Here is an 11,861-nt window from a genome sequence, read left to right as displayed (position 1 = left end):
GAATATGCTTTAGGGGAAAATACTGTCAAAAATAAACTTTTCAATGACAAGTTAATGTGAACACCCCAATTTGCAAGGGTTTGACAGTATGGAGAATTTGTATGGAAGAAAGATGTCTGACAAACAACTGTAGTTTTGCCGGCTTGAAGCCGATTATGGTGGATTTGCCTTATCCGGAAATCAAGGTGCAGAGAAGAAACAGGGATTATGCGGATTTGCTCAGTGTGGATTACTGTGGTTTTGTATCGGAGCTGTCCGCGATTACGCAGTATATCAACAATGAAAATCGCATCTGCGCTGAAAGATGTTCTATGGCCAGGACACTTCTTGGGATTGCTATGGCGGAAATGATGCATCTGCAAAAACTTGGAGAGCTGATTGTCCTTTTGGGAGGAATTATTGATTTTTCTGCAAAAACCAGTAACGGCTGTTCAAAGCTGTGGACACCGGAGTATTTGTCAATTCCTGAAAGGGTTGATAAAATGCTGGCAGCCGACATAGAAGCGGAAAAAGAGGCGATTCGCCAGTACGAAATGCACATCAATATGATAAATGACGATTGTGTAAATGCTGTTTTGAGGAGAATTATTTTAGATGAGGAATATCATATTTTTCTGCTTAAGGCTTTAAAAAACGATAGATAAGGGAATCTGCTGTCAGGGAAGATGTATGATTATGATACGTCCGTTTGCTGCACTTGTGCAGTGGCCGGACGTATTTGCTTTACCCAGGGCTTTTGTGGTATGATAGCAGTGCATCTGAAAGAATGATGGTAAGGCAGAAGTATGAAAAACGAGGGATTATTTTAGATGGTTACATTTCAGGTAGAAGCATTTCTCATTTTAATCTTATATATTACATGGAAATTTAAAGTGCGGTTTGTGGAGGCATTTCCGGTGGGATGTTCCCTGCTGGTACTTGGGCTTTATCTGCTCTCTTTCTTCAGAGCGTTGTCTTTCTCTGATTATATTGCGGCAGCAGGACTGATAGCCACGCTCTTTATTTTGGCGAAAAAGACAAAGGAACAGCGTAAGGAAATAATGAGCTTTGTGCGGGGAGAGCTTTTTCGTGCAAGCACGCTGACAGCGCTTTTCATGGCTATCGTGGTCTGTATATGTGTAGGAGGCAAGGCGGTAAGCTGGTGGGACGATTATAATTTTTGGGCAACGGACGTAAAGTCTATCTTTTATTTAAATGGATTTGCCCATAAGTATGCCAATGTGGCGGCGGAGTTTGGGGATTATCCGCCAGGTACGCAGATGATGAAGTGGTGGTTTTTGCATTTCTACCCCAAGGAATTTCAGGAAGGATTGATGTTTGCAGGCTATTACTTTATGAACCTTGCTTTCCTTTTTCCCCTGCTTAAAACCATGAAAAAGAGAAATGTCTTTGTGATGTCTTTGGGAGCGGTTGCTCTTTGGCTTTTTCCCGCAGTGGCGGAGGCTTTCTGGCTGGATGGGTGCTGTGCGGATTTAACTATGGCACTGATTTACGGCGCTTTTTTGACTGCTGTAGCAGATAAAAACCAGGACAGATTTTTTTACTATGGAAGACAGGCATTATTTCTGATGGTGCTGGTTTTGTGCAAAAATACAGGCTTTATCTGGGCGGCTTTTGGCATAATATTCAGTTGCGGCTATCAGCATCTGTGGCGAAAAAAGCAGGAGGGAAAAGAAAAAGGAGAAGAAGGCAGGAAGGCGGACAGGCTGGGAATCCTGACGGTTATTTTGCTTCCTGTTTTAACGGAAGGTTCATGGCTTGGCTTTTGTGTTATCAACAGGCGGGTAGCGAAGCTTACAGGGACAGCGCTTAAGATGGCCACAGGAAGAATGAACATCCCGGCTTATCAGGGGGATATGGTGAAGGCATTTGTGGAAGCGTTTCTGAGCTGGCCCCTTCACAGGTGGAAAACCGCAGCAGTGGATTTAAGCCCTTTGGGGGTATATTTGCTTTTGCTTTTATTTTTATACCTGATTTACAAGTTTCATGTGTTGGAACGGGAAGTGACGATTTATACAGGCATATTTTTTGCTCTTTCAGGAGCGCTGTTTTATGCCTTTAATCTTATTGGGCATTTGACCATATTTGCAGTAGAAACGCAATATCTGGAGCCTTTTGGAATGGTATCATCCATTGAAAGATACGGGGCGCCTTTTACGATAGGAGGCTTGTATTTATTGGGGTATTATGTGTTGAACAGCGCAAAGTCCAAAGTGGGAGCTATTGTGTGTATGGCATTTGTTTTCCTGACTACGGATCATATGGGCGCATACCGCGGACTGATTGGTTACAAGGAAGATGTGAACGATGTGATAGCAGAACGGAGGGAAGTGATAGATGAAGACGCCGAAGCTTTTTTGCAAAGAGCAGGCGCAGGGAAAAGGGAAAGTATCGGGAGAGTGTTGTATTTAAGAGATGCTTCGGATATAAGCTGGGTGCGGAATACCTATATAAACTTTGAGGCAGCCCCAGTGTCGGTGATGTATGGGAATGTGGATGCGGCAGCGATGAGAAGTGAGGATATCGTAAATGCACTCAGAGACGCCCATGCGGGTTTTTTGTATGTGGATGCATTAAAGGGAAACGGAGAAGAACTTTTTGAATCTTTTTTGGATGGAGAAGGATTTGCGTATGGCTGTTTATACCAAGTGGTAGAGGAAAGTAATGGGATGCGGTTTGTAAAGGCAAAGGAATTTTAGTGAATTCTGAAAGCGAAAATATTTAGAAGAAAAGAGGAAAATGTATGACTAAGACAATCTGGAATTTTCTGCAATATGCAGTAATTGACACACAATCTGACGAAAACAGCGGTGTAACGCCCAGCACAGATAAGCAGCATAATCTTGCGAAACTGTTAGTAAGACAGCTTGAGGAGATGGGAGCGGATGAGATTACCTATGATAAGGAGTGCTGTTATGTTTATGCTTCCGTTCCGGCTTCGGCCGGATGTGAAGGAGTGCCTGTACTGGGATTTATTGCCCATATGGACACATCTCCGGCAGTAACCGGCGCAGGTGTAAAACCCAGAATCGTAGAGCAGTATGACGGTCAGGACATTGTGCTGAACGAAGAAAAAAATATTGTGCTGCGGACAGCAGATTTCCCGGAGATTAAAAAACTGAAGGGACAGGATTTAATTATTACGGACGGCACCACATTATTAGGAGCCGATGATAAAGCCGGTGTTGCCGAAATTATGGCAATGGCGGAGTATCTGCTTACCCATCCGGAAATAAAGCATGGGAAACTCCGGCTGGGATTTACACCTGATGAGGAAATCGGGGAGGGAACAGACCATTTTAATGTGGAATTGTTTGGAGCAGATTTTGCGTTTACGGTAGACGGAGGAGAATTAGGAGAGCTGGAAAATGAAACTTTTAACGCTGCTGGGGCAAAGCTGATTGTACATGGCCGCAGCGTTCACCCGGGCAGTGCCAAGGGAAAGATGATTAATGCTGTCTTAGTAGCCCAGGAATTCCAGAGCCTTTTGCCCGTATTCCAAAATCCTATGTATACGGAAGGGTATGAGGGATTTTTTCATTTGGACAGCATTAGTGGAAATGTGGAGAAAACGACTGCAGAGTACATTATCCGCGACCACGATAAATCCTTATTTGAGGAAAAGAAGGCGTTGTTCGTAAAATGTGCACAGTTTTTGAATTTAAAGTATGGTGAAGGAACGGTGGAGGCTATCGTTGCGGATTCCTATTACAATATGAAAGAGGTGCTTGCACCTTATGGCCATCTTATGGAAAACGCAGCCGCCGCATTAAAAGAATTGGGGGCAGAGCCCAAAGTGAATCCGATCCGTGGGGGAACTGACGGGGCACGTCTGTCTTATATGGGACTTCCCTGCCCGAATCTCTGTACAGGAGGGGCCAACTATCACAGCCGTTTTGAATATGCCTGTGTTCAGTCTATGGAGAAGGTGACAGAGCTTTTGATTAAGCTGGCGGTTAAATACGGTAGTCCTTTGTAGAATACAAGGACTTTTTATGGCCCATGAAGGAAGAAAATGCCTGATTGGCGGCAGTATCGCAAACATAGCTTGTGGTATGCAGGAGGTATAACGATGAAGCCTGTCAAACTCATCCTCTGTGGCTGGGGCCCCTACCGGGAAAAACAGGAAATTGATTTCACAGGATTTAAGGCGAGAGGGCTTTTCCTGATAACGGGACAAACCGGGGCGGGGAAGACCACTGTTTTTGATGCTCTCACTTACGCCCTATACGGAAATATGAGCGGCAGCATCCGGGAAAAGGCCAGCGTGCGCAGTGACTTTGCCGGGGCGGATATGCCTACTTATGTGGAACTTTATATGACCCATAACGGACAGGAATATCAAATCTACAGAAATCCCGAATATCTGCGGCCTAAAAAGCGGGGAGGGAAGGATAGTACCTCCCTTACCAAAGAAAGAGAAAAGGCTGTATTTACCGGGCCGGATGGGGTGAGTGTTGAGGGGAGCAGTGAGGTGACCCGGAAAGTGCAGGAGCTTTTAAAGCTGGATTACCGTCAGTTTAAGCAATTGTCCATGATTGCCCAGGGGGAGTTTGCAAAGCTTCTGTCAGCCCCGCCTTCTGAAAAGACAAAAATTTTCCGGGAGATTTTTGGTACGGATTTATACGAAAAAATGGCTGCCTGCCTTAAAGCAAGATCAGGAACCGTATATAAAAAGGTGATGGAATGCCGCCACAAAATGGATGGGGATATCGAAATGCTCATCCGGGACGGTATTCCTTTAGAGCGCAGTGACAGTTATTTTTATGAGGGCGTCATTGCTTTTTTGGAGGAAGAAAAGGAAAAATGGAAGGCAAGGTGGCAGGAGAGCCGAAACGCCTACACCCAAAACGAAGGGCTGGTGCAAAAGCTCAATGCACAGGTGGCAGAAAATGAAAAAATCCATAGTCTCTATGAAAAACTGGAAAAAGAAAAACAGCGCTGGGGAAATTTACTTCAAAGGCAGGAGGAGATGAAGGAAAAGGAGGCGCTTTTAACGCTCCAGGAAAAGGCTGCCGGGCTGCGGCTGGCGGATATGAAGGTGGAAGCGGCAAAGAACGATGTATGTGCGATGGAAAAGGAAATAGCCGCTTCTTTTGAGGATATCAAAAGGTTGGAACAGGAAAGAGATGGGAAGGCGGCCTTTTACGCAGGACGGCAGGAGATTGCCCTTGGCTATGAGGAGGAGAAAAACTACCAGGAAGCCAGACAGGCTTTGGAACAAGAGGGGAAAAGATATGCTGGGAAGGAAAAGGAACTTGGCAAGCTGCAGAAAAATTATCTGGCAGCAGAGCAGGAGGAAGATGCGGCCAAGGCTTCTTATGAGAAAGCCCAGCGGGCTTACAGACATGGAATAGCAGGCATATTGGCAGAAAATTTGGCGGAGGGCATGCCTTGTCCGGTGTGCGGCTCCGTCCATCACCCTTCTCCGGCAGTGAGTGCCGATACACTTCCTTCAGAAGAAAATGTGAAAAGTCTGAAAAAGGACTATGAGAAAAAACAAAAATTATGTGTAAAACTGCATGGAGAAACCGCCGCCTGCATGGCACATACCACCGAATTAAAGCGCCGGCTGGAGGAAATGGCGCAGAAGGTCGGTTCCTTAGAGCAAAAGAGAGAAGAACGAAGTGATCTGGCAGCCAGCTATATTGCAGAGCACAGCAAAGAAGATTTTGAAAAACAGATGAAACAATGCGAGCAAAGACTTGTCCTGATTCAGGAAAAGAAAGACGCGCTGGATAAGCGGAAAAAGGAACTTTTAGCAGCATGTGAAAAGAAAGAGAAGCTTACGGATGATTTTCAGGAAAAGATGAAAAAAGTGGGGTTTATGGGGGAGGAAGCTTACCGGAAGGCGCTTGCGGATGAGAAAGAAATGTCTCGGCTTCGCAGCGAAATTGAAAGGTACAGACAAGACTGCAATCTCTGCCGCCAGATGATTGGGCATCTGACAGAAGAAGTGGGAAATGCAAAGCCGGAGGATGCAGAAATTTTATCCCGGCAGCTTCAAAAGGCCAGGCAGGAAGGAAAGGAGCTCTTTGATAGGCACCTTGCTTTGGAAAATAAGCTGCAGAGTGTGAAAAGAGGAATTGCATCTCTTTTAGAAAAGCAGGGGCAGCTTGAACAATTCATGGAGCGCTACAGCCTTTTCAAGGATTTAGATGATGCGGCAAACGGAAATAATAAAAAGAGACTGGTTTTTGAGCAGTTTGTGCTGGCCTCCTACTTTGAGGACATTCTGGTGGCTGCCAATATAAGGCTGCGCCTTATGAGCGGCGGAAGGTATGAACTGAAGCGGGCGGAAGAAGTCAATGACGGCAGAAGCAAGGATAACCTTGAAATAGAAGTAATGGATTATTATACAGGTAAATACCGTTCCATAAAAACCCTTTCAGGAGGAGAGATGTTCAAGGCTTCTCTGGCGTTAGCCCTTGGCATGAGTGATGTGGTGCAGTCCGCAGGCGGGGGACTTAAGGTGGAGGCATTGTTTGTGGATGAAGGCTTTGGAAGCCTGGACAGCGAATCCTTAGAGCAGGCATGCCTTACACTGCAAAGTTTGGTGGAAAAGGACAGGCTGATTGGCATTATCTCCCATGTTCCGGAGCTAAGAGAAAAAATAGGAAACCAGATACAAATAGAAAAAACAAATGCTGGAAGTAGGGCGCATGTTGTGCTATCCTAAAAGACAGAGGCCATCCCTGAAAGGAATGATTTCGTGTATCTTTCGGCTGCAAAACAAGTTTGAGATGGAATATATAGAAGGTATAGAAACGGTAAATTGCGAAGTATGGAGGCAAGTATATGGGAAATCAATTTGATGTGATTATCATTGGCGCAGGTCCGGGCGGCATTTTCTGTGCTTATGAGTTAGTAAATAAAAATAAGGATTTAAAGGTGCTTCTTGTAGAGAAAGGACGCTCCATCGAAAAAAGGCAGTGCCCGAAGCGCACGACCAAAGAATGTGTGGGCTGTCAGCCCTGCTCCATTACCACAGGATTTGCGGGAGCAGGAGCTTTTTCAGACGGAAAGCTTTCTCTTTCACCGGATGTGGGAGGAAATTTACCCACTATCCTTGGCTATGAAAAAACCCAGGAGCTTATAAAAGAGTCTGATGATATTTATTTAAAATTTGGCGCAGATGCCATCGTTTATGGGGTGGATAAGCAGGCGGAAATCCGCGAGATCCGTAAAAAGGCAATCAATGCTAATTTGAAGCTGGTAGAGTGTCCTATCCGGCATCTGGGAACGGAAGAAGGTTATAAGATTTACGAAAAGCTTCAGCATCATTTGGAGGCTGAGGGAGTTACGCTTATTTTTAATACGATGGTAGAGGAAATCCTGGTGGAGGATGGCAGAGCCGTGGGAATCAAGACCCAGAAGGGCGAGTGCTTTTATGCAGGCGAGATTGTAGCGGCAGTAGGACGCGAGGGTGCAGACTGGTTTAAGCATAAATGTGAGGAAATCGGTATAGAGACCACGCCGGGAACTGTGGATATCGGGGTCCGTGTGGAGGTTCGGGATGAGGTGATGCAGTTTTTAAATGAAAATCTCTATGAGGCAAAGCTGATTTACTATACCCCTACCTTTGACGACAAGGTGAGAACCTTTTGTACAAATCCCTCTGGGGAAGTGGCAACAGAGTACTATGAAGGCGGCCTTGCAGTGGTAAATGGCCATGCCTACAAGTCTCAGGATTACAAAACAGACAATACAAATTTTGCCATACTGGTAAGTAAAAATTTTACCAAACCCTTTAAAACGCCTATTGAATATGGAAAGCACATTGCCAGACTTTCCAACATGCTCTGCGGAGGAAAAATACTGGTGCAGACCTTTGGAGATTTCAGGAAGGGCAGAAGAACCACGGAGGAACGACTTTGCCGGAATAATTTAATACCCACCTTAAAGGATGCGGTACCGGGGGATCTATCGCTGGTATTTCCCCACCGGATTATGGTAGATATTGAGGAGATGCTGCTTGCTCTTGATAAGATTACGCCGGGCATTGCCGCAGATGAGACCCTGCTTTACGGTGTGGAAGTGAAATTTTATTCCAATAAGGTGGTTGTGAATAAAGAGTTTGAAACCAGTATAAAAGGGCTTCGTGCAATCGGAGACGGCGCCGGTGTGACCAGGGGACTGCAGCAGGCATCCGCCAACGGAATCAGCGCTGCCAGAAGCATCTTGAGGGCCTTAGAAGCATGAGGAAAGGAAAAAGGCTGATAATTGTGCTTTTGTGCGGTATGCTCATTTTTACCGCATATGGATGCGGGGATGTGAATGCAGATACAAAGCTTGTGCTCACCACCGGTTTCAGGAAAGATGAAGTTTTCCGGATAGAGACTATGTCCTGCACGCTGCCGGAGGTGCTGGTTTATCTTACCAACACCCAGGATCAGTATGAGAGCGTATACGGGAAGGAAATCTGGAAAACAGGTTTAAATGACATTACCCTGGAGGAGAGCGTGAAGGATACGGTGCTTGCCCAGCTTGCCCAGATCAAGACCATGAATCTTTTAGCCCAGCAGCATGGAGTTGAGCTGGATGAGGCAGAGCTTAAGATGGTCAGGGAGGCAGCCGGCGCATACTTTGGGACGCTGAACCAAGCGGAGCGGGAGTCTATGCAGGTGACGGAGGATACTATTTTTAACCTCTATGCGGAATTTGCCCTTGCAAACAAGGTATATGAATTTATTATCAAAGATATCAATCCGGAAATCAGCGATGATGAGGCAAGAACCATCACCGTCCAGGATATTTTGATTAAAACCTTTTCCATGGATGGAACCGGAAAGAGGATAGAATACGATGCAAGTGAAAAGCAGCAGGCTAAGCAGCAGGCGGAGGAAATTTTAGAGCTTGCCAGGCAGGAAGACAGCGACTTTGAGGATTTGCTGATTACCTACAGCGAGGGAAAAAAAGGAACCATCTCCTTTGGCAAGGGGGAAATGGAGCCGACCTATGAGGAGGCGGCTTTTAATCTGGAAACCGGTGAAATCAGCGATATTGTAGAGGCAGGAGACGGTTACCACATCATCCGCTGCATCAGTACCTTTAACCGTGAGGAGACCGATGCAAACAAGGTAAAAATCGTTGAAAAAAGGCGGGAGGAAGTTTTTGGACAGGAGTATGATGTTTTTGTAACGTCTCTGGCCAGGTCTTTGAATGAGGAGCTGTGGGAGACAGTTTCCTTTATTGAGAATGAGGAAGTAGCCACAAAGGATTTTTTTGATATTTATAACCAATATTTTAACTAAAAATAATCAAAACGATACGAAAGCGGATATCCCGGTAATATGCAATCAAATAAAATGGCCGGTAAAGGGCGTCCGGTTCACGGAAGTAGATACCTTAGGCAGCGATGTTCCGTCCGGTATCCATGAGGGATTTTCCATAAGGGTATGATCAATATTCAATTTATAAAAATTTTAGAATTACAAAACCCTTGAAAATACAAGGTTTTTAAGGAATTATTAGCACTCATTCTAAATGAGTGCTAATTTTTTCTTGACTTTTGGGAAAAAGGGAATTACACTTTGTTTTAGTAAAAGATGTGAGTCTGTAAACAAAAAGGAAATTTATCAGGAAAAAGGAGTGAATGATCGTGGCAGAAAAACACGGAAACTTATCAATTAACAGTGAAAATATTTTCCCGATTATCAAGAAATGGTTGTATTCGGACCATGACATTTTTTTCAGGGAACTGGTGTCGAACGGATGCGATGCCATCACCAAGCTTAAAAAACTGGACATGATGGGAGAATATTCCCTGCCGGATGACTACAAAGGAAAGATTCAAATCATGGTCAACCCGGAGGCTAAGACTCTTAAATTCATTGATAACGGCGTTGGTATGACCGCAGATGAGGTGGAAGAATATATCAACCAGATTGCTTTTTCAGGAGCAACGGATTTCATTGCAAAGTATAAGGATAAGACCAATGAAGACCAGATTATTGGTCATTTCGGTTTGGGATTTTATTCTGCGTTCATGGTGGCGGATGAAGTGCATATTGATTCTTTATCCTGGCAGGAAGGCGCCCGGCCGGTTCACTGGGAATGTGACGGAGGCACGGAATTTGATATGCGGGAAGGGGAGCGGACAGAGGTTGGTACCACTGTCACCCTTTTTGTAAACGAGGACGTGTTAGAGTTCTGTAATGAATACAAGGCAAGGGAGGTCTTAAAGAAATACTGCTCCTTCATGCCTACGGAGATTTATCTTTCCAAGGAAAACACCACGGACACCCAGACCATTGATGCGGACGAGAAGTTAGATACGGATACGGTGGTGGAGGAAATCAAACCGGAGAAAGAGGAGGACAAATTAAGATATAAGATTATCAAACGTCCAGAGCTTTTAAATGAGACCACTCCTCTTTGGATGAAGCATCCCAATGAATGTACCAAAGAAGAATATCTGGAATTTTACCGTAAGGTATTCATGGATTACAAGGAGCCTTTGTTCTGGATACATCTGAATATGGATTACCCCTTCAACTTAAAGGGTATTTTGTACTTCCCGAAAATCAATATGGAGTATGAGTCCATTGAAGGCGTGATTAAGCTTTACAACAATCAGGTATTTATTGCGGATAACATCAAAGAGGTTATCCCGGAATTTCTGATGCTGCTTAAGGGTGTGATCGACTGTCCCGATCTGCCTCTTAACGTGTCAAGAAGTGCGCTGCAAAATGACGGGTTTGTAAAGAAAATCTCCGATTACATCACAAAGAAGGTTGCCGATAAGCTTTCCGGCATGTGTAAGACGGAAAAGGAAGAATACGAGAAATATTGGGATGACATCAGTCCCTTTATCAAATATGGATGCCTGCGGGACGATAAGTTCTGCGAGAAAATGACAGACTACATTCTGTTTAAGAATCTGGACGGCATATATCTGACACTTCCCGAGTGCCTGGAAGTGGGCAAGACAGACCCGGACGAGACAGAAGATGGGCCGGCAAAGGATGCCCAGGAGGGCGGAGCGCCACAGGGTCAGGAAAAGGATGATAGTCAGAATGAGGAAGACCGTAAGGAAGAAGACGGCCGGACGCAGGAAGACAATGACGGTCAGGAAAGTAAGGCTGAGGAGGTCACAGACGCAGAGGTGGTGGATGCCGATGGCAATGTGATCACTGAGGATGCAGGAGCCGATGATGACGAAGAAGATGGAGAGGAAGAAGAAAAGAAGGAGAAGGTCATCTATTATGTAACAGATGAGAAGCAGCAGGGACAGTATATCAGCATGTTTAAGGCTGCCAAGATGGATGCTGTGATTCTTACCCATAACATTGACCAGCCTTTCATCTCTCAGTTAGAAGCAAAGAACGAGGGCATCAAATTCCAGCGAATTGATGCGGACCTTACGGACATCTTCAGAGCGAAAACCAACAAGAAGACGGCAAAGGAGCTTGAGGCGGCAGCTGAGGCTATCGGCAAGGTAATGAAGAAGGCCCTTAAAAAAGATAAGATCACCATTAAGGTTGAAAAGCTGAAAAACAAAAAGATATCCTCCATGATTACCCTCTCCGAGGAGAGCAGGAGAATGCAGGATATGATGAAGATGTATTCCATGCCGGGTATGGATATGGGCGGCCTGGGAAAAGAAGGGGAAACCCTGATTCTAAACGCCAACCATCCCCTTGTCCAGTACGTGATGGACAATACGGAAGGAAACAATGTAAATATGATATGCGAACAGCTTTACGATCTTGCGCTTCTGCAACATGCGCCTCTTGAACCGGAGGCGATGAGCAAATTTGTAGCCAGAACCAATGATATCATGATGTTGCTTACGAAATAAAGCAATGCGAAAACCCCTGCAGCCGGTGGAGCTGTCAGGGGTTTTATAGAGATAAAAA

At 45.1% G+C, this 11,861-nt stretch carries 7 protein-coding genes; all 7 read left to right on the top strand.

The features are described from left to right. Positions 1-101 precede the first annotated feature (101 nt). Positions 102-644 carry a ferritin-like domain-containing protein gene (locus D5281_RS11725; RefSeq protein ID WP_160560388.1) on the top strand — a complete coding sequence of 181 codons (543 nt, stop codon included), beginning with the start codon at positions 102-104 and terminating at the stop codon, positions 642-644. Between the two features lie 165 nt (positions 645-809). Beyond that, on the top strand, positions 810-2,699 hold the full coding sequence (locus tag D5281_RS11720; protein WP_160560387.1) for a hypothetical protein: 1,890 nt from the start codon (positions 810-812) through the stop codon (positions 2,697-2,699). 44 nt (positions 2,700-2,743) lie between these two features. After that, positions 2,744-3,979: a peptidase T gene (gene pepT / locus D5281_RS11715; protein WP_160560386.1), complete on the top strand. Its 1,236-nt coding sequence runs from the start codon at positions 2,744-2,746 to the stop codon at positions 3,977-3,979. Between the two features lie 93 nt (positions 3,980-4,072). Then, positions 4,073-6,679 carry an AAA family ATPase gene (locus tag D5281_RS11710; protein WP_160560385.1) on the top strand — a complete coding sequence of 869 codons (2,607 nt, stop codon included), beginning with the start codon at positions 4,073-4,075 and terminating at the stop codon, positions 6,677-6,679. 119 nt (positions 6,680-6,798) lie between these two features. After that, positions 6,799-8,202, top strand: a complete 1,404-nt coding sequence (locus D5281_RS11705) for an NAD(P)/FAD-dependent oxidoreductase (RefSeq protein ID WP_160560384.1) — start codon at positions 6,799-6,801, stop codon at positions 8,200-8,202. Continuing rightward, positions 8,199-9,254 carry a peptidylprolyl isomerase gene (locus tag D5281_RS11700; RefSeq protein WP_160560383.1) on the top strand — a complete coding sequence of 352 codons (1,056 nt, stop codon included), beginning with the start codon at positions 8,199-8,201 and terminating at the stop codon, positions 9,252-9,254. Before D5281_RS11705 ends, D5281_RS11700 begins: the two co-directional genes overlap by 4 nt. A gap of 347 nt (positions 9,255-9,601) precedes the next feature. Continuing rightward, positions 9,602-11,803, top strand: a complete 2,202-nt coding sequence (gene htpG / locus D5281_RS11695) for a molecular chaperone HtpG (RefSeq protein ID WP_330584977.1) — start codon at positions 9,602-9,604, stop codon at positions 11,801-11,803. Positions 11,804-11,861: the final 58 nt, after the last annotated feature.

Source organism: Parablautia muri (assembly GCF_009917485.1).
Classification (GTDB): domain Bacteria; phylum Bacillota; class Clostridia; order Lachnospirales; family Lachnospiraceae; genus Suilimivivens; species Suilimivivens muri.
Note: the sequence above shows the minus strand (reverse complement) of the source record. Positions and strands in the feature narration are given on the sequence as shown.

What these genes read in the sequence shown, in the direction of transcription:
- D5281_RS11725 (WP_160560388.1), top strand. Translation starts at nt 102, where the DNA reads ATGGAAGAAAGATGTCTGACAAACAACTGTAGTTTTGCCGGCTTGAAG.
- D5281_RS11720 (WP_160560387.1), top strand. Translation starts at nt 810, where the DNA reads ATGGTTACATTTCAGGTAGAAGCATTTCTCATTTTAATCTTATATATT.
- pepT (WP_160560386.1), top strand. Translation starts at nt 2,744, where the DNA reads ATGACTAAGACAATCTGGAATTTTCTGCAATATGCAGTAATTGACACA.
- D5281_RS11710 (WP_160560385.1), top strand. Translation starts at nt 4,073, where the DNA reads ATGAAGCCTGTCAAACTCATCCTCTGTGGCTGGGGCCCCTACCGGGAA.
- D5281_RS11705 (WP_160560384.1), top strand. Translation starts at nt 6,799, where the DNA reads ATGGGAAATCAATTTGATGTGATTATCATTGGCGCAGGTCCGGGCGGC.
- D5281_RS11700 (WP_160560383.1), top strand. Translation starts at nt 8,199, where the DNA reads ATGAGGAAAGGAAAAAGGCTGATAATTGTGCTTTTGTGCGGTATGCTC.